At 71.5% G+C, this 18297-nt stretch carries 12 protein-coding genes and 1 pseudogene; 10 read left to right on the forward strand and 3 right to left on the reverse strand.

Features of this window, described 5'->3' with window-relative positions; translation table 11 throughout:
- Positions 1–812 precede the first annotated feature (812 nt).
- On the forward strand, positions 813–2861 hold the full coding sequence (locus HTV45_RS20190) for a recombinase family protein (protein WP_251692450.1): 2049 nt from the start codon (positions 813–815) through the stop codon (positions 2859–2861).
- Here the strand turns inward: HTV45_RS20190 and HTV45_RS20195 are convergent.
- Positions 2758–3096: pseudogene (locus tag HTV45_RS20195) on the reverse strand (hypothetical protein); the annotation flags it as partial. The gene HTV45_RS20190 and the pseudogene HTV45_RS20195 sit on opposite strands and share 104 nt — an antisense overlap.
- A gap of 153 nt (positions 3097–3249) precedes the next feature.
- Here HTV45_RS20195 and ggt point away from each other — a divergent pair.
- On the forward strand, positions 3250–5121 hold the full coding sequence (gene ggt / locus HTV45_RS20200; RefSeq protein ID WP_215207216.1) for a gamma-glutamyltransferase: 1872 nt from the start codon (positions 3250–3252) through the stop codon (positions 5119–5121).
- A 44-nt stretch (positions 5122–5165) separates the two neighbouring features.
- On the opposite strand, the gene HTV45_RS20205 is transcribed toward ggt, so the two are convergent.
- Together HTV45_RS20205 and map are read right to left on the reverse strand one after the other, a co-directional pair.
- The gene (locus HTV45_RS20205; protein ID WP_215207279.1) at positions 5166–7694 is read right to left on the reverse strand and encodes an ATP-dependent Clp protease ATP-binding subunit; all 2529 of its coding nucleotides are present in this window, start codon (positions 7692–7694) and stop codon (positions 5166–5168) included.
- Positions 7695–8268: 574 nt separating this feature from the next.
- Entirely contained in the window at positions 8269–9033 is a 765-nt protein-coding gene (gene map / locus HTV45_RS20210) for a type I methionyl aminopeptidase (protein ID WP_215207217.1), read from the reverse strand.
- 33 nt (positions 9034–9066) lie between these two features.
- Here map and HTV45_RS20215 point away from each other — a divergent pair, with 33 nt between their 5' ends.
- The 8 genes from HTV45_RS20215 (at position 9067) to HTV45_RS20250 (ending at position 18288) form a co-directional block, all read left to right on the forward strand.
- Complete coding sequence (locus tag HTV45_RS20215) at positions 9067–9333, forward strand: helix-turn-helix domain-containing protein (RefSeq protein WP_215207218.1); 267 nt, start codon at positions 9067–9069, stop codon at positions 9331–9333.
- Positions 9334–9482: 149 nt separating this feature from the next.
- Positions 9483–10877, forward strand: coding sequence for a hypothetical protein (locus tag HTV45_RS20220; RefSeq protein ID WP_215207219.1), 1395 nt, complete (start codon positions 9483–9485; stop codon positions 10875–10877).
- A 170-nt stretch (positions 10878–11047) separates the two neighbouring features.
- Positions 11048–11890: a nitrilase-related carbon-nitrogen hydrolase gene (locus HTV45_RS20225; protein WP_215207220.1), complete on the forward strand. Its 843-nt coding sequence runs from the start codon at positions 11048–11050 to the stop codon at positions 11888–11890.
- A complete protein-coding gene (locus tag HTV45_RS20230; RefSeq protein WP_215207221.1) occupies positions 11887–13173 on the forward strand; it encodes an aspartate aminotransferase family protein in 1287 nt (428 codons plus the stop codon). Before HTV45_RS20225 ends, HTV45_RS20230 begins: the two co-directional genes overlap by 4 nt.
- 28 nt (positions 13174–13201) lie before the next feature.
- Positions 13202–14758 (forward strand): PucR family transcriptional regulator, encoded by a 1557-nt coding sequence (locus HTV45_RS20235; RefSeq protein WP_215207222.1) that lies wholly within the window; start codon positions 13202–13204, stop codon positions 14756–14758.
- A 156-nt stretch (positions 14759–14914) separates the two neighbouring features.
- A complete protein-coding gene (locus HTV45_RS20240) occupies positions 14915–15757 on the forward strand; it encodes a nitrilase-related carbon-nitrogen hydrolase (RefSeq protein ID WP_215207223.1) in 843 nt (280 codons plus the stop codon).
- Positions 15758–15870: 113 nt separating this feature from the next.
- Positions 15871–17274: a dihydropyrimidinase gene (gene hydA / locus HTV45_RS20245; protein WP_215207224.1), complete on the forward strand. Its 1404-nt coding sequence runs from the start codon at positions 15871–15873 to the stop codon at positions 17272–17274.
- Between the two features lie 12 nt (positions 17275–17286).
- The gene (locus HTV45_RS20250) at positions 17287–18288 is read left to right on the forward strand and encodes a TIGR03842 family LLM class F420-dependent oxidoreductase (protein ID WP_215207225.1); all 1002 of its coding nucleotides are present in this window, start codon (positions 17287–17289) and stop codon (positions 18286–18288) included.
- Positions 18289–18297: the final 9 nt, after the last annotated feature.

Here is an 18297-nt window from a genome sequence, read left to right on the forward strand (position 1 = left end):
GTGGACAGGGACTGCGGATCGCACACGGCGGACACCTCTTGCATGTCCGCTGTGCCGGTGGCTACCGGGATACAGGGCCGTGTCTTCTGAAGGGCACGGGCACGAAGCGACCGAGAGGCCGTTCCCCTGGATTGCCTCTTATCGTGCGAAAGATGGCCGACTCACCAGTGCCGATCTTGCGTTCCTACGGGCTTCCCCTCGCTGGCGGCGAGCTTGCAGAGCCTGCCGGGTTCATGATGCGGCGCGCAACATAGACCACGATCGCCGGTTAGCCAAACCGGCGATCGTGGCGACCATTGGTAGCGGTCGTGCTCCCTGTGCCAGGCGGTGGGGAGAAGCAGGACCGATGGACGACGCTGCCCACTGGAAGAGGGGAGGAGAGTGGTTTGGCGTGGCCGAGTCGCAACCTTCGCAAGCGCTGGTGTCGCTGCCGAGAAAATCCCAACTTTTAGTTACGGCAACATAGAGGCTCATGCGTGCATTGCATCACAAAGTTGAATTCCCAATGTGAACAGGGCATTTAAGGTGAGGAATGCTAAAATCGTGAAGGAGGATGCCTATGCAAAATGGGAACTCTATACCGGTTGACGCGGCCGGTAAGTGGCTATGTGAACACTTCAAAGATGACCCAGCGCCCCGGGTCGACATCAGCTTCAGGGACGAGGAACCGGACCCGGTGGCATACCGGCGCATCCTAGAGATCCTCTTCCAGCCTCGCACCGACGCCCCCGCAGCATAAGATCTACGCCACATGGGTGACCCCGGCGGCACCGCAAATGTCCCGGGGTCTGGCCAGTCGTGAAGGGACTGACATGGGCAAGGCTCTCACGCGTGCAGTTGACACCGCACTGCGAACCACCGGTACGGCCCCACTCCGGGCCGTGGACTACCTCCGAGTGTCCACCGAGGAACAGGCCGACGGATACGGCATCGCCTACACCGGAAAGAAGACCGTCCGCCACATCCAGAAGAAGGGCTGGAAGCACGTCGGCACATACGCCGACGAAGGCTTCAGCGGCAGCCTGGAGGCCGACGATAGGCCGGACCTGCGACGCCTAATGAAGGACGCCCGCAAGACCCCACGCCCCTTCGACATGGTCGTGGTCAACGAGGGCCGCGGCATCGGCCGCACCGGCCGCGCCTTCTGGAAATGGGTCTGGGACCTCGAAGACCTCGGCGTATACGTCGCCGTGGTCAAGAAGGACTACGACAACTCGACGCCAGCCGGTCGCAGCCAAATGCGCAAGGACGCCGACTACGCCGAGGAAGAGCGCGAGCTGATCCGCGAACGCACCCAGGGCGGCATCCAGGAAAAGGCCGAGGACGGCCTCTACCCAGGCGGCATGATCCCCTTCGGCTGGGACGTCGCCGAACGCGGCAAGAAGGGCGTCTCGCACTACGTCGTCCACAAGGAGGAGGCGGCGACCCTGCGCCGAGCGCGGGAGGTCTTCCTGGAGAGGCGCAGCTGGGGGGAGGCGGCGCTGATCCTCAACAGCGAGAAGCGTCTGACCCGGTCCGGAAACGGTTGGACCGCCAAGAACATCCGCTGCCGCCTCCTGGGGGATGCGGCCCTGGAAAGCCGCGTCACATGGCGAGGCCACGATGCTCAGCGAGACCAGGACGGCAACCCGATCTATGGGGAAACCGTCGTGATCAACCTCCCGTCGATATTCACGGACGAGGAGGTCCAGGAGCTGAAGTCCGCCATGGCGAGCCGCCGGCCGTCGACCAAGACCCGGTCCCGCATCTACCTCCTGACCGGCCTCATGACCAGCCCCTGCGGCAAGACCTACGAGGGCCACCAGCACCGGCCCACAGAGGTCATCTACCGATGCAAGGGCCGGCACGAGTCGTACGCCGGAGCGGGCGACCGCTGCACCTGCCCCTACCTCGAAGCCACCAGCATCGAGAAGCAGGTCTGGAAAGACGTTATGGCGACACTCGGCGACGCCGACCGCATGAAGGCCATGGCCCAAGACTGGCTGAACGCCACCAGCCACAAGCGCATGGACTACACCAAGCGCATCGCCGAACTGGACCAGCGGATCGCCGAAACTGAAGACCTCATCGACATCACGGCAGCCACCGCCGCCAAGCGCGCCCTGCGCCGCGGCCTGAGCCGCGAGGAGGCCGCGGAGGCCGCGGAGCGGGCCGCCAAGCCCCACGAAGACGAACTCGCCGGGCTGGAGAAGCTACGCCGTGAGGCAGAAGCGTGGCAGAGGGAGGCTGCAGAGGCAGGCCGCTGGCTTCAGAACTTGGAGCGCCTGGCCGAGGTCGCCGGGCGCAACCTGCAGGACGTCGAGCCTGCCGAAAAGGCCGAGCTGCTGCGCATGATGAAGACACGAGCGGAAGTCCTCCGCTGCGCTCCGAGGCGCAAGGGCGTTGCCTGCGCGGTACGGGAGTGGTTCGTGGCCGCCGGCCGTTGCGTCCCCGTCCTCACGGACGATGCTTGGGAGCGGATCGCGCCGCTGATGGGCGGTCCGCGCTGCACCATCGACCGCCGGGTGATGGTCGAAGCACTCCTGGAGAAGGCAACTTCGGGCGCCCGCTACAAGGAGCTGGCGCCGAAGTACGGCGTGGACTGGAAGACGCTCCAGACCCAGGCGAACCGGTGGCTGAACCGGGGTGTCTGGGCCGAGGCGATGAAGGTGTTGGCCGACGCTGAGTGTGTCCCGGTGTGGCAGCCGGACCCGGTCGAGATCAAGGTGACTTTCGCACCGCTGGCCATTGAGTCCAGAGTGGGAGTTGAGGAACGGGACGGTTCGAGCCCGGACCGCCGACACAGAACTCGGTCCGCTCACCGAAGCCCTGGTGCGCCGCGTCCTGCGTCACCAGCTGCACATGCGCCCCGCAGTCCTTGATCAGCGCGGAGAGTTCGAGCAGCGCGAACACGTCGAACCGGTGCACCGCCGGTTCCGCCGTCGCCGAATCGCGGTTGACGACGAGCAGGGACTCGGAGTTCTCCGGCAGGCCGAAGAAGGTCTGCTTGCGCCGGAGTTTGCGCTTCCACAGATAGGTGCGGGCGATCCAGCCCAGCGCGGCACAGATGCCCGCGGCCAGCACACCCAGAACGATATTGCGTACGTCGTCGGTCATGGGCGCGCATGCTAGCGGTCCGGCGCAAACCCGTGTTCGACACCCGGGCGGCTGACCGCCCCCGGACCGCCGGCACGGCACACCTCACGGCCTCCCTGACGAGAGCATGGCGACAAACTAGGCTGCGCGGACGGCCCTTTACCGGAGGTGCGGATGCGTCGCTCTGTCGTACGGAAGCTCGCTGCCCTGGCGGCCGGTGCCGCCGTGGTGTCGGTGGGGGCGTTCGCGCCGCCCGCCGCACACGACCGGCCCGCCGGTCACGGCCTGCCCGACCGGCCCGCCCGCCACGAGCCGCCCGGCCCGCCCGACCGGCCCGCCCCGCACCCGCCCAAGGCCCCCGTGGCCGTCGGGTACGGCGGCGCGGTGTCCAGCGTCGACGCCGACGCCTCCGCCGCCGGGATCGAGATCCTGCGCAAGGGCGGCAACGCCGTCGACGCGGCCGTCGCCACGGCCGCCGCGCTCGGTGTCACCGAGCCCTACTCGGCAGGTATCGGCGGAGGCGGCTACTTCGTCCACTACGACGCCCGCTCCCGCACCGTGCACACCCTCGACGGGCGCGAGACCGCCCCGCTGACCGCCGACTCCGCACTGTTCCTGGAGAACGGCGAGCCGGTCCCGTTCGCCGAGGCCGTCAGCAGCGGCCTGGGCGTCGGCACCCCCGGCACGCCCGCCACCTGGCAGCGGGCGCTCGACACCTGGGGCAGCCGCGGCCTCGGCACGGTCCTGAAGCCCGCCGAACGACTGGCCCGCGACGGCTTCACCGTCGACGACACCTTCCGCGCGCAGACCGCCGCGAACGAGACCCGCTTCCGGTACTTCCCCGACACGGCCGAGCTGTTCCTGCCCGGCGGGGAACTCCCGGTCGTCGGCTCCGCCTTCAAGAACCCCGACCTGGCCCGCACCTACGCGGAGCTGCGGCGCAAGGGCGTCGACGCCCTGTACCGGGGAGGCATCGGCCGGGACATCGTGGAGACGGTCAACAAACCGCCCGTGGACCCGGAGTCCGGCTGGAACGCCCGTGCGGGCGAGCTGTCCGCCCGTGACCTCGCTGTCTACCGCGCCAAGTCCCAGCCGCCCACCAAGACCTCCTACCGCGGCCTGGACGTCTACTCCATCGCGCCCTCCTCCTCCGGCGGTACCACCGTCGGCGAGGCCCTCAACATCCTGGAGCGCACCGACCTGGCCCGGGCGAGCGACGCTTCGTACCTGCACCGTTTCATCGAGGCGAGCCGGATCGCGTTCGCCGACCGGGGGCGCTGGGTGGGCGACCCCGCCTTCGAGGACGTACCGACGAGGGAACTGCTCTCCCAGCGGTTCGCCGACGCGCGCGCGTGCCTGATCGAGGACGACGCCGTCCTCAGCAGCCCCCTCGCCCCCGGCGACCCCCGCGATCCGAAACCCTGCGCCACCGGTGACGAGGCCGCGCCGACGACGTACGAGGGCGACAGCACCACGCACCTCACCACCGCCGACCGCTGGGGCAACGTCGTCGCCTACACCCTCACCATCGAGCAGACCGGCGGCAGCGGCATCACCGTGCCCGGCCGGGGATTCCTGCTGAACAACGAGCTGACGGACTTCTCCTTCGCCCCGGCGAACGAGGCCGTGCACGACCCGAACCTGCCCGGCCCCGGCAAGCGGCCCCGGTCGTCGATCGCGCCCACCATCGTGCTCGACCGGCACGACAGGCCGGTGGTGGCGCTCGGCTCACCCGGCGGCTCCACCATCATCACCACCGTGCTCCAGACGCTCACCGGCTTCCTCGACCGCGGGCTGCCCCTGGCCGACGCGATCGCCGCGCCGCGCGCCAGCCAGCGCAACACGGCGCAGACGGACCTCGAACCGGGCCTCTACGACAGCGAGCTGCGGCGGAGCCTGGAGGCCATCGGGCACTCGTTCCGGGAGAACCCGGAGATCGGCGCGCTCACCGGCGTCCAGCGGCTGCCGGGAGGCAAGTGGCTCGCGGCGGCCGAGCGGGACCGCAGGGGCGGCGGCTCGGCCATGGTGGTGCGTCCGGCGCGCTGAACGCGTGGAAGGGGCGCCCGGACCGGGCGCCCCTTCCACCCGGCTCACAGCTCGGGCGCCGGTGTCTCCCGGGCCGTGAACGTCAGGCTTCCGTCCTGGGCGCCCACCGTCACCCGGCCGCCTTCCTGGACGCGGCCGTCCAGAAGCAGCCGGGAGAGCTGGTTGTCGACCTCGCGCTGGATGGTGCGGCGCAGCGGGCGGGCGCCGTACTCGGGCTGGAAGCCGCGTTCGGCCAGCCAGTCCACGGCCGCGTCGGTGAACTCGACCGAGATGTTCTTCCGCTCGAGCCCGCGACGGGTGCTCTCCAGCAGCAGATCGGTGATCTTCCGCAGCTCGGCGGCGGTCAGCTGGCGGAACACCACGATCTCGTCGATCCGGTTGAGGAACTCGGGCCGGAAGTGCTCCCGCAGCGGCCGCAGGATCTGCTCGCGGCGCGCCTCCTCGTCCGCGTCCGCGCCACCGGACGCGAAACCCAGGGTGGCGCCGCGCCGGGTGATCGCCTCGGAGCCCAGATTGCTGGTCATGACGATGACGGTGTTGGTGAAGTCCACCGTGCGGCCCTGCGCGTCGGTGAGCCGGCCGTCGTCCAGGACCTGGAGCAGGATGTTGAAGACGTCCGGATGGGCCTTCTCCACCTCGTCCAGCAGGAGCAGCGAGTACGGGTGCCGCCGCACCACCTCGGTGAGCTGACCGGCCTCCTCGTGCCCCACATAGCCGGGCGGGGCGCCCACCAGCCGGCTGACCGTGTGCCGCTCCTGGTACTCGCTCATGTCGAGGCGGACCATCCGCTCCTCGCTGCCGAACAGTGCCTCGGCCAGCGCCCGCGCCAGTTCCGTCTTGCCGACGCCCGTCGGCCCGAGGAACAGGAAGCTGCCGATCGGCCGGTCGGGGCTGGAGAGCCCCGCGCGGGAGCGCAGCACGGCGTCCGAGACGACGCGTACCGCCTCTTCCTGGCCGACGACCCGCTCGTGCAGGTGCTGCTCCAGGCCCAGCAGCCGGTCCTTCTCCTCCTCGGTGAGGCGGGCGACCGGGATGCCCGTCTGCCGGGCCACCACCTCGGCGATCGCCTCGGAGTCCACCGACAGGCTCTGGCCCTCGTCGACCTCGTCCTCGCCGCCGGTCTCCGTGATCCGCTGCTTCAGTTCCCCGATGCGGTCCCGCAACTGCGTGGCCCGCTCGTACTGCTCGTCCGCGACCGCCTGGTCCTTGTCGCACGTGAGCTGCTCGATCTCGCGCTCCAGGGCCCGTACGTCCGTGCCCTTGGTGCGGGCCCGCAGCCGCACCCGGGCGCCGGCCTGGTCGATGAGGTCGATGGCCTTGTCCGGCAGCCGGCGGTCGCTCAGATAGCGGTCGGACAGCTCCACGGCCGACACCAGCGCCTCGTCGGTGTAGCGGACCTGGTGGTGGGCCTCGTACCGGTCCCGCAGACCGCGCAGGATCTCGATCGCGTCCGCGGGGGTCGGCTCCGGCACCATGATCGGCTGGAAGCGGCGGGCCAGCGCGGCGTCCTTCTCGATCCGGCGGTACTCCTCCAGCGTGGTCGCCCCGACGATGTGCAGCTCGCCGCGGGCGAGGGCCGGCTTGAGGATGTTGCCGGCGTCCATCGAGCCGCCCTCCCCGCCGCCACCGGCGCCGACGACGGTGTGCACCTCGTCGATGAAGATGATCAGCTGGTCGGAGTGGGAGCGGATCTCCTCGACGATGTTGTTCATCCGCTCCTCGAAGTCGCCCCGGTAGCGGGTCCCGGCGACGACCGCGGTCAGGTCCAGGGCGACCACGCGCCGTCCGAGGAGTATGTCGGGCACGTCTCCCTCCGCGATCCGCTGGGCCAGCCCTTCGACGACAGCGGTCTTGCCGACACCGGCGTCACCGATCAGCACCGGGTTGTTCTTGCCCCGCCGGGAGAGCACCTCGACGGTCTGCTCGATCTCCTGGTCCCGGCCGATCACCGGGTCGATGCGGCCCTCGCGGGCCATCGAGGTGAGATCCCGGCCGTACTTGTCCAGCGTCGGGGTGCCCGTGGCGGGGCGGGGTCGCTCGGCGCGCGGCTGCTGGGTGTCCGGTGTCTCGGGCGGGGGAGAGGGGGTGTAGCGGGCGGCGTTGAGAATGTGCCCGGCGGCCGAGTCGGGGTTGGCGGCGAGGGCGCTGAGTACGTGCTCCGGGCCGATGTAGCCGACGCCGTTGGCACGGGCCATCTCGTGCGCGTCCAGCAGCGCCCGCTTCACGGCGGGGGTCAGGGACAGTGAGGTCGGCGGTGGGGCGTCGCCCGGGGCGTGCTGGGCGGGGCCCGACCGGTCGTCGATCTGGGACGCCAGGGAGTCCGGGTCCGCGCCGGCGCGGCTGAGCAGACTCCTGGTCGGCTCGGCGGTGAGGGCGGCGCGCAGCAGGTGCTGGGTGTCCAGGTCTCGGCTGCCGTGCTCGGCGGCGTACTGGGCGGCGCCGCGGACCAGTTCCCGGGCGGGCTGGCTGAGGAGCCTGCCGATGTCGATCTGGCGGGGGCGCTGTCCGCCGAAGAAGCGGGCGAGGAATTCTGCGAACGGGTCACCCTCCGGGCCGACGAAACCACTCGTCATCGTCATCCGTTCCTTCGCTGGGTCGACGTGCCGGGGCCGGGTAACCCGGGCGGGGCTCGCTCATGCCAACGATGACACGATCCTTTTGGGTGGGCATGTCCGGATGGGGATGGGGGAGGGGTGCACGGGCGGGTGCGGGCGTGAGCGCGGGTGCCGGGGGTGGTGGGCGGGGTCGTCCCGGCCGGTGCCGGCTTGGTGCTCCGCGTGGGTGCCGGGCGCGGGGTGTCTGCGCTGCCCGCCGCCTGCGGGGTGCCGTCGCGCCCGCCCTCCCCCCCCACTCTCGACTCTGCTCGAGCGGGGGGCCTCCATCGCCTCGGGGGCACCTCCCGGGTCCTTGGGACACCGGGGGAGGCGCGACTGCCGACGGGCACTGGAACGGGCACGGGCGCGGGGTGTCTGCGCTGCCCGCCGCTTGCGGGGTGCCGTCGCGCCCGCCCTCCCCCCCACTCTCGACTCTGCTCGAGCGGGGGGCCTCCATCGCCTCGGGGGCACCTCCCGGGCCCTTGGGGCACCGGGGGAGGCACGACTGCCGACGGGCACTGGAACGGGCACGGGAGCGGGGGTGTCGGGGTGGTCAGGTGGTGAGGATGCGGGGGCCTGAATCGGTGATCGCCACGGTGTGTTCCGCGTGAGCGGCGCGGGAGCCGTCGTCCGTGCGCAGCGTCCAGCCGTCGCTGTCCGCGTGCCAGGTGTCGCCGCCGCCTGCGATGAGCATCGGCTCGATCGCGAGGACCAGCCCGTGCCGCAGGGGCATGCCCTTTCCCGGCGGGCCGTCGTTCGGTACGGACGGGTCCTCGTGCATGCGCCGGCCGATGCCGTGGCCTCCGAAGCCGTCCATGATCCCGTACCCCGCCTCGCGGCACACCGTGCCGATCGCGTGCGCGATGTCGCCGATGCGGTTGCCCACGACGGCCGCCCCGATGCCCGCGGCGAGCGCCCGCTCGGTGGTCTCGATCAGCCGCACGTCGGCCGGGCGCGGCAGGCCCACCGTGAAACTGATCGCCGCATCCCCGGCCCAGCCGCCCAGTTGTGCGCCGCAGTCGATGGAGACGAGGTCCCCGTCGCGCAGCCGGTAGCCGTCCGGGATGCCATGCACGATCGCGTCGTTGACCGAGGCGCAGATCACGGCGGGGAACGGGGTCGGCGCGAAGGAGGGCCGGTAGCCGAGGAAGGGTGAGGTCGCGCCCGCCGCACGCAGCACCTCCCGCGCCACCTCGTCCAGCTCCAGCAGGGAAACGCCCACGTCGGCGGCTTTCCGTACGGCCGTCAGTGCGCTCGCGACGACCTGTCCGGCCTCGAGCATGGCATCGATCGATGTATCGGTCTTGAGTTCCACCATGCCAATTACTATACCGGTATTAGAATGGTGCCCATGGTGCGCACCCCTTTGACCCCCGAAGAGCGTGAACGCGGCGAGCGGCTCGGCCTGCTGCTGCGTGAGGCACGCGGCAGCCGCAGTATGACCGAGGTGGCGGCGGGCGCCGGCCTCTCAGCGGAGACCCTCCGCAAGATCGAGACGGGACGGGCTCCGACCCCGGCGTTCTTCACGGTGGCCGCCCTGGCGGGTGAACTCGGCCTGTCGATGGACGACCTGTTGGGCCGCTGCGCGCCGCCGCCGGGCGGTGCGATCGCCGCCTGAGCCCGGTCGCCCCCGGCTGTGTCCCGCCGCACCCCGCCGCATCCCGCCGCATCCCGCCGCATCCCGCCGGAAAAGTCTCCGTAGCGCCGCCGTAACACGACGGGTGTTTCCTACGGACTCGAGTGGTCCGGATGTGGCGGGAGTTGAGTATGTCGGTTGAGCAACTCCCGGACGAAATGCGGGAGTTCGCGCACTATTTGCGGGAGTTGCTGGCGCGTCTCGACCGGTACGACGGCTGGTGCCTGGTGTTCTGGCAGCGGGACCCCGAGGCCATGCGGGCCTGCGTCGAAGGGCGCGAACCGCCTCCCTGGGACGTGGTGGAGTCCCTGCTGTACGACCTCGCCGCCGCACACGGTCCCGGAGCCGCACGGGCCGAGGCCCCGTCGGCCCGCTCCCTGCACACGGCCGCGCTGGCCGCGTACGACGCCCTCCCCGGTGCACGGGAGGTCCTGCACGGCCGGCTGGACGTCATGCTGCGCGAGCGGCGGTACGCGGCGGAGCGCAGGGCGGAACTCGCCCGCAGGTCGGCTTCGGCGACCACCCGGGAGGAGGCCGGCGCCCTCCGCGACGACCTCGCCTGGGCCGACGACGACCACCGGCGCGCCACGGCCCGCTGCGCGGAACTCACGGTCCGTATCCGCTCCCTCGGCGGCCACGCCCCGCGGACGCGGACGGAGCCTCCACGGCACGAGCCCCACCGCCCGGCACCGGCCCCCACCCGGTCCGGCCTCACCCCCACCCGGTCCGATCCCACCCCGCTCCGCCCGGCCCCCGCTCCGTCCCGGTCGGCCCCCGCCCCGCCCGAGCCCGCCCCCGCGCGCAAGCGGCGCCGGGGCGGGGCCCGGTTCGCCGGTGCGGAGGACGAGGAGCAGGGCGGCCCCGTCGTCGTACCGCCCACCGTCGTGCCGGAGCTCCCGCCGGCCGGGGCCTCCTCGCGCGGGGCCCGGTTCGCCGGGGCCGCCGGGGAACCGGGGGAGCGGGCGGAGCCCTGGAACGAGGAGCCCGGCGACGCGGCCGACCGGCAGGAGGTCGGCCACACCGTGATGGTGCTCGCGAGGCTGCGGGGCGAGGGGCGGGGCGGGGAGGCGCACGCGCTGCTGAGCGAGGCAGCCCGCTCGCCCGTCGGGCGGTTACCGCTGTTCGCCGAGGCGATGCGGCGGGCCGGACTCGGCACCGACTGGGCGACGCTGCTGTGGGAGGCCGCCGCGGCATTGCCCGCCGACCGGCTCGTCGCCGCGGCCGACGCCCTCACGGGGGCCGGCCGCGCGGAGGACGGCGAGCAGATCCTCAGACACGGCGTCGTGCGGCCCGCCGACGAGATCGGGCGGGCGGCGCTCACCCTGGACGCCCAGGCGCGGCACCACGAGGCGCTGGCGCTGCTCGGTGCCTGCCTCCGGATGCGCGCCCCGGCGGACGCGGCCCGCACCGCCGCCTCCGATCCGCCGAGGCTCGTCCCGCTGCTCCTCACGGCCGCCCGGGACCTCTCCGACGCACGGCACCGGGATCTGCTGCACGCCCTGCGCGTCGCGGGATTCACCACCTGACCGGGGACCGGCGGGCCCGCGGACTCGCCCACCGGGGTGTCAAACGCGGTCGACTCCGCGGCCTTGGACACGATGGTCTTGGCAAGGCCGTCCGAGGGGCTTACGTTCGACCCTCTACGACCGTCTCTACGGGCGTAGAGGCGGTCGACGTCGCGTCCGAGGAGCACCTCATGACCCATGTCGTACGTGCCGCTCTGGTCCAGGCGACCTGGACCGGCGACACCGAGTCCATGCTGACGAAACACGAGGAGTACGCCCGCGAGGCGGCCCGCCGGGGCGCGAAGGTCATCGGCTTCCAGGAAGTGTTCAACGCCCCCTACTTCTGCCAGGTCCAGGACCCGGAGCACTACCGCTGGGCCGAGCCCGTCCCCGACGGCCCGACCACCCGCCGGATGCGGGAGCTGGCCCGGGAGACCGGCATGGTGGTCGTCGTGCCGGTGTTCGAGGTCGAGCAGCCGGGCCACTACTACAACACCGCGGCCGTGATCGACGCCGACGGCACCGTCCTCGGCAAGTACCGCAAGCACCACATCCCCCAGGTCAAGGGCTTCTGGGAGAAGTTCTACTTCCGGCCCGGCAACCTCGGCTGGCCCGTCTTCGACACCGCCGTCGGCAAGGTCGGCGTCTACATCTGCTACGACCGGCACTTCCCCGAAGGCTGGCGGCAACTCGGCCTCAACGGAGCCCAGCTGGTCTACAACCCGTCGGCCACGCACCGCGGTCTCTCGTCCCACCTCTGGCGGCTGGAGCAGCCGGCGGCGGCCGTCGCCAACGAGTACTTCGTCGCCGCCATCAACCGCGTGGGCGTGGAGGAGTACGGGGACAACGACTTCTACGGCACCTCGTACTTCGTCGACCCCCGCGGTCAGTTCGTCGGCGACGTCGCCGGCGACAGGGAGGAGGAACTCGTGATCCGTGACCTGGACTTCGGCCTCATCGACGAGGTGCGGCAGCAGTGGGCCTTCTACCGCGACCGCCGCCCCGACGCCTACGAGGGGCTGGTGCGGCCGTGACCGACGACCTGCTGGGCCGCCACCGCTCCGTGCTCCCCGACTGGCTCGCCCTCTACTACGAGCAGCCCCTGGAGATCACCCACGGCGAGGGACGCCACGTCTGGGACGCCGAGGGCAACCGCTACCTCGACTTCTTCGGCGGCATCCTCACCACCATGACCGCCCACGCGCTGCCCGAGATCACCAAGGCGGTGAGTGATCAGGCCGCGCGAATCGTCCACTCCTCCACCCTCTACCTCAACCGGCCGATGGTGGAGCTCGCCGAACGCATCGCCAAGTTGAGCGGAATCCCGGACGCCCGGGTGTTCTTCACCACCTCCGGCACCGAGGCGAACGACACCGCCCTGCTGCTCGCCACCACCTACCGGCGCAGCAACACGGTCCTGGCGATGCGCAACAGCTACCACGGCCGCTCCTTCAGCTCGGTCGGCATCACCGGAAACCGCGGCTGGTCCCCGACCTCGCTCTCCCCGCTGCAGACGCTCTACGTGCACGGCGGCGTCCGCACCCGGGGCCCGTTCGCCGAGCTCGACGACTACGACTTCGCCGCCGCCTGCGTCGACGACCTCAAGGACCTCCTCGGCCACACCCGCCCGCCCGCCGCGCTGATCGCCGAACCCATCCAGGGCGTCGGCGGCTTCACCTCCCCGCCCGACGGGCTGTACGCGGCCTTCCGCGAGGTGCTGCACGAGCGCGGCATCCTGTGGATCGCCGACGAGGTGCAGACCGGCTGGGGCCGCACCGGCGAACACTTCTGGGGCTGGCAGGCCCACGGCCGCAGCGGCCCGCCCGACATGCTGACCTTCGCCAAGGGCATCGGCAACGGCATGTCCATCGGCGGCGTCGTCGCCCGCTCCGAGATCATGAACTGCCTGGACGCCAACAGCATCTCCACCTTCGGCGGCACCCAGATCACCATGGCGGCCGGCCTCGCCAACCTCACCTACCTGCTGGAACACGACCTCCAGGGCAACGCCCGCCGGGTCGGCGGCCTGCTCATCGAGCGGCTGCGGGCCGCCGCCGCCCAGGTCCCGGCCGTACGGGAGGTGCGCGGACGCGGGCTGATGATCGGCATCGAGCTGACCCGGCCCGGCACCGACGAAGCCGACCCCGAGGCGGCGTCCGCCGTCCTGGAGGCGGCCCGCGAGGGCGGCCTGCTCATCGGCAAGGGCGGCGGGCACGACACCAGCGCCCTGCGCGTCGCCCCGCCGCTGTCCCTCAACGTCGCGGAGGCCGAGGAGGGCGCCGACATCCTGGAACAGGCGCTGCGGAGCATCCGGTAGGCGGTACACCGAACAGAAGGACGCTGCCATGACCACCTGGGAGCCACCGGCACCGGCCCTCTCGGTCCGGCAGGTCCTCGCCCTGGAGCGGGTGCTCGCCGGGGAGCCCGAGGTGGTGGCCGGCGCGGGCCGGCTGGACCGGCCGGTGCGCTGGGTGCATGTCGCCGAGGCGGCCGACGTCGGAGTGATGCTCAGCGGCGGCGAGATGGTCCTCACCACCGGAGTGCTGCTCGCCGGGGACGAGGACAAACAGGCGGAGTACGTCCGCTCCCTGCACCGCGCCGAGGCGTCCGCCGTGGTCCTCGGACTCGGCCGTGCCTTCCCGGCCCCGCCGGAGGCCATGCGGCGGGTGGCGGAGCGGTGCGGACTGCCCCTGGTGGTCCTGCACCGCCCCTTTCCCTTCGCCCAGCTGACCGAGGAGGTGCAGTCCCGGCTGGTCCGGCGCAAGTACGCCGCCGTCAGCCTGTCCGAGGCGGTACGCACCGGACTCACCGCGCTGATCACCACCGGCGCCCCGCTGCAGCGCCTGCTCGACGAGGTCGCCCGGCACAGCGGCTGCCCCGTGGTCGTCGCCAACCTCGCCCACCGGGTCCTCGGCACGGCGGGGGAGCGGCCGGCCGTGGACGACGTCCTGCGCGACTGGGAGCGTGTCGCCCGGCAGGCCGGCCGCACCGAGGGCGAGGGCTGGATCCGTGCCGAGCTCGGCGGGCGGGGCGAGCGGTGGGGGCGGATCGTGCTGTGCGGCTACCGGGGCGACACCGCCACCGGACGGCTGCTCGCCGACCGGGCCGCCGAGGCCCTGGTCCTGCACCGCATGCTCGGCGGCGCCTCCTCCTGGGAGGAACAGTCCGCGCAGAGCCTGCTGACCGACCTGGTCGGCGGCGTCGTACCGGCCCGGCACCTGCTGCCCCGGGCGCGGGCGGCCGGGCTGCCGGTGAACCGGCGCACCTTCGTGCCGCTGGTCGTGCGCGGCCGGGACACGGCCCGGCTCGACCGCGTTCTGCGGCTCCTGGGGCTGCCCGGGATCGTCGCGGAACTGTCCGGCACCGTGACCGCCGTGCTGCTCAGCCTCGCCCGTGACCAGGACGCCGACGCCCTCACCGGCCACTTCGCCGCCCGGCTGCGGGCCGGGCCGGAGACCGGGCCCGCCGTGGTGGCGGCGGCCGGTGCCCGCACATCCTTCGACGACGTGCCGGCCGGGCTGCGCGAGGCCCGGCATGTGGCGGACGCGGTGGCGGACTCGGCCGCCGCACTGGACCTGCCGCCCGTGGTCCGGCTCCGCGACGTCCATCTGCGCGGACTGGTCCGGCTGTTGCGGGACGACCCCGAGGTGCAGTCCTTCGCCGAACGGGAGCTGGACGGCCTGCTGTGCGACCCGGACGAGGACCTGCTCCCCGTACTGCGCACCTACCTCGCCACCGGCCGCAACAAGTCCCGCACCGCGCAGCTCCACCACGTCTCCCGGCCCGCGCTCTACCGCCGGCTGGAGGCGATACAGGTCCGCCTGGGCGTGGACCTCGACGACTTCGAGCAGGCCGCATCGGTACACATCGCACTCCTCGCGCACGACGCGCAACAGCGCTGAGACAAGCGAACCACCTGCGACAACGGCGGTGAAACATGGGCCCATCGACGGATGACACGGTGACACGCCGTACCCCCGCAGACGTGACACGGTGCATCTCACCGCGGACGCCCGGCCTCCCTAGGCTCGCCGCACACCGAGCGACCGGAGGTCCCGATGAGCCGAGTGATCCGTGCCGCCGTCTTCCAGACCGCCTGGACCGGCGACAAGGAGTCGATGATCCAGGTCCACGAGCAGGCCGCCCGCGACGCCGCCGCCCAGGGCGCCCAAGTGCTGTGCTTTCAGGAACTGTTCTACGGACCGTACTTCTGCCAGGTGCAGGACCCGGCCTTCTACGCGTACGCGGAACGCGTCCCCGACGGCCTCGTGGTCCAGCGCTTCCGGTCCCTCGCCCGGGAGCTCGGCATCGTCCTGGTGCTGCCGATGTACGAGGAGGAACAGCCCGGGATCCTCTACAACACGGCCGCCGTGATCGACGCCGACGGTTCCTACCTCGGCAAGTACCGCAAGACGCACATTCCTCAAGTGAGGGGCTTCTGGGAGAAGTTCTACTTCCGTCCGGGCAACAGCGGCTGGCCGGTCTTCGACACCGCAGCGGGCCGCATCGGGGTCTACATCTGCTACGACCGGCACTTCCCCGAGGGCTGGCGCGCCCTGGGCCTCGCGGGCGCCGAGATCGTCTTCAATCCCTCGGCGACCTCGCGCGGACTGTCCGGCTACCTCTGGCAGCTGGAACAGCCGGCCGCGGCCGTCGCCAACGAGTTCTTCGTCGGCGCGATCAACCGGGTGGGCGTGGAGGAGTACGGGGACAACGACTTCTACGGCACGAGCTACTTCGTCGACCCGGAGGCCCGGTTCGTCGGCGAGCCGGCGAGCGACAAGGAGACCGAACTGGTCGTCCGCGACCTGGACATGGACAGGCTCAGGGAAGTCCGAGACCGCTGGCAGTTCTACCGGGACAGGGCACCGGGGAGCTACGGCCCGCTGACCACTCCCTGAGGCCGGCCCACGCGGGGGCGCGGGGCCGCACTCGCGGTGCGGCCGCCGCCGCGCGGGCGCGACCAGCCACCCCACCACCGGCACCGTCACGACACTGAGGAGCGACTCCGGACATGAGTACCCGCACGGTCATCCGCGGCGGCCTCGTCATCACCGCCTCCGACGAGATCCACGCCGACGTCCTGATCGAGGACGGCCGCATCGCCGCCCTCGCCGCCTCCGCCACCCCGGCCGCCGCGTCGTTCACCGCCGACCGGACCGTCGACGCCACCGGGAAGTACGTGATCCCCGGCGGTGTCGACGCCCACACCCACATGGAACTGCCGTTCGGCGGCACCTTCGCCGCCGACACCTTCGAGACGGGCACCCGGGCCGCCGCCTGGGGCGGCACGACCACCATCGTCGACTTCGCGGTGCAGAGCGTCGGCCACTCCCTGCGCGAGGGCCTGGACGCCTGGCACGCCAAGGCCGAGGGCAACTGCGCCATCGACTACGGCTTCCACATGATCGTCTCGGACGTCGACGCCGGGACGCTGAAGGAAATGGATCTCCTGGTACAGGAAGGGATCACCTCCTTCAAGCAGTTCATGGCGTATCCCGGGGTCTTCTACTCCGACGACGGACAGATCCTGCGCGCCATGCAGCGCTCCGCCGAGAACGGCGGGCTGATCATGATGCACGCCGAGAACGGCATCGCCATCGACGTACTCGTCGAACAGGCCCTGGCCCGGGGCGAGTCCGACCCCCGCTTCCACAGCGAGGTCCGCAAGGCCCTGCTCGAGGCCGAGGCCACCCACCGCGCCATCCGGCTCGCGCAGGTCGCCGGCGCCCCGCTCTACGTCGTGCACGTCTCCGCCGCCGAGGCCGTCACCGAACTGGCCCGGGCCCGCGACGACGGGCTGCCCGTGTTCGGCGAGACCTGCCCGCAGTATCTGTTCCTGTCCACCGACAACCTCGCCGAGCCCGGCTTCGAGGGCGCCAAGTACGTGTGCAGCACCCCGCTCAGGCCGAAGGAGCACCAGGCGGCACTCTGGCGGGGCCTGCGCACCAACGACCTCCAGGTGGTCTCCACCGACCACTGCCCGTTCTGCTTCGCGGGCCAGAAGGAACTCGGCCGCGGCGACTTCTCCAAGATCCCCAACGGTCTGCCGGGCGTGGAGAACCGCATGGACCTGCTCCACCAGGCCGTCCTGGACGGACACATCTCCCGCCGCCGCTGGATCGAGATCGCCTGCGCCTCCCCGGCCCGGATGTTCGGCCTCTACCCCAAGAAGGGCACCCTCGCGCCGGGCGCCGACGCCGACGTGGTGATCTACGACCCGGACGCCGAGCAGATCATCTCCGCCGACACCCACCACATGAACGTCGACTACTCGGCCTACGAGGGCAGGCGGGTCACCGGCCGCGTCGAGACCGTCTTCTCGCGCGGGGTCCCCGTCATCACCGGCCGGGAGTACACCGGGCGCGCCGGGCACGGCGTCTACACCCCGCGTTCCACCTGTCAGTACCTCACCTAGGGAGACCCGCGCATGGACTTCGGACTCGTACTGCAGACCGACCCGCCGGCCTCGCGGGTGGTCAGCCTGATGAAGCGCGCCGAGCGCAACGGCTTCAGCCACGGCTGGACCTTCGACTCCGCCGTGCTGTGGCAGGAACCCTTCGTCGTCTACAGCCAGATCCTGGCCAACACCACGACACTGAAGGTCGGTCCGATGGTCACCAACCCGGGGACCCGCACCTGGGAGGTGACCGCCTCCACCTTCGCCACCCTCAACGACATGTTCGGCAACCGCACCGTCTGCGGCATCGGCCGCGGCGACTCCGCCATGCGGGTCGCCGGACGCAGACCCAACACCCTGGCCCGTCTCGGCGAGGCGATCGACGCGATCCGTGATCTCGCCGAGGGCCGCGAGGCCGAGGTCGACGGGCAGCCGCTGCGCATCCCGTGGGTGCGCGACGGGAAGCTCCCCGTGTGGATGGCCGCGTACGGACCGAAGGCGCTCGCCCTCACCGGACGCAAGGCCGACGGCTTCATCCTCCAGCTCGCCGACCCGTATCTGACCGAGTGGATGGTGAAGGCCGTACGCGCCGCAGCCGAGGAAGCGGGGCGGGACCCGGCCTCCGTCACCATCTGCGTCGCCGCTCCCGCGTACGTCGGTGACGACCTGGCGCACGCCCGCGAGCAGTGCCGCTGGTTCGGCGGCATGGTGGGCAACCACGTCGCCGACCTGGTCTCCCGCTACGGCGAGCACTCCGGCATGGTGCCCGAGGCGCTGACCGCGTACATCAAGGAGCGGCACGGCTACGACTACAGCCACCACGGACGCGCCGGCAACCCCTCCACGGACTTCGTGCCCGACGAGATCGTCGACCGGTTCTGCCTGCTCGGCCCGGCGGAGGCACACATCGAGAAGCTGAGGACACTGCGCGAGCTGGGCGTGGACCAGTTCGCCGTCTACGACATGCACGACGCGCAGGAGACGACGATCGACGCGTACGGCGCGGAGATCATCCCGGCACTCGACAGCTGACCCGTCCGA

It is taken from the genome of Streptomyces sp. CHD11, assembly GCF_018638295.1.
Classification (GTDB): domain Bacteria; phylum Actinomycetota; class Actinomycetes; order Streptomycetales; family Streptomycetaceae; genus Streptomyces.

Coding starts and splice junctions, on each gene's coding strand:
- hydA (WP_215207224.1), top strand. CDS start 15,871: ATGAGTACCCGCACGGTCATCCGCGGCGGCCTCGTCATCACCGCCTCC.
- HTV45_RS20225 (WP_215207220.1), top strand. CDS start 11,048: ATGACCCATGTCGTACGTGCCGCTCTGGTCCAGGCGACCTGGACCGGC.
- HTV45_RS20215 (WP_215207218.1), top strand. CDS start 9,067: ATGGTGCGCACCCCTTTGACCCCCGAAGAGCGTGAACGCGGCGAGCGG.
- HTV45_RS20235 (WP_215207222.1), top strand. CDS start 13,202: ATGACCACCTGGGAGCCACCGGCACCGGCCCTCTCGGTCCGGCAGGTC.
- ggt (WP_215207216.1), top strand. CDS start 3,250: ATGCGTCGCTCTGTCGTACGGAAGCTCGCTGCCCTGGCGGCCGGTGCC.
- map (WP_215207217.1), bottom strand. CDS start 9,033: ATGGTGGAACTCAAGACCGATACATCGATCGATGCCATGCTCGAGGCC.
- HTV45_RS20240 (WP_215207223.1), top strand. CDS start 14,915: ATGAGCCGAGTGATCCGTGCCGCCGTCTTCCAGACCGCCTGGACCGGC.
- HTV45_RS20220 (WP_215207219.1), top strand. CDS start 9,483: ATGTCGGTTGAGCAACTCCCGGACGAAATGCGGGAGTTCGCGCACTAT.
- HTV45_RS20190 (WP_251692450.1), top strand. CDS start 813: ATGGGCAAGGCTCTCACGCGTGCAGTTGACACCGCACTGCGAACCACC.
- HTV45_RS20250 (WP_215207225.1), top strand. CDS start 17,287: ATGGACTTCGGACTCGTACTGCAGACCGACCCGCCGGCCTCGCGGGTG.
- HTV45_RS20205 (WP_215207279.1), bottom strand. CDS start 7,694: ATGACGAGTGGTTTCGTCGGCCCGGAGGGTGACCCGTTCGCAGAATTC.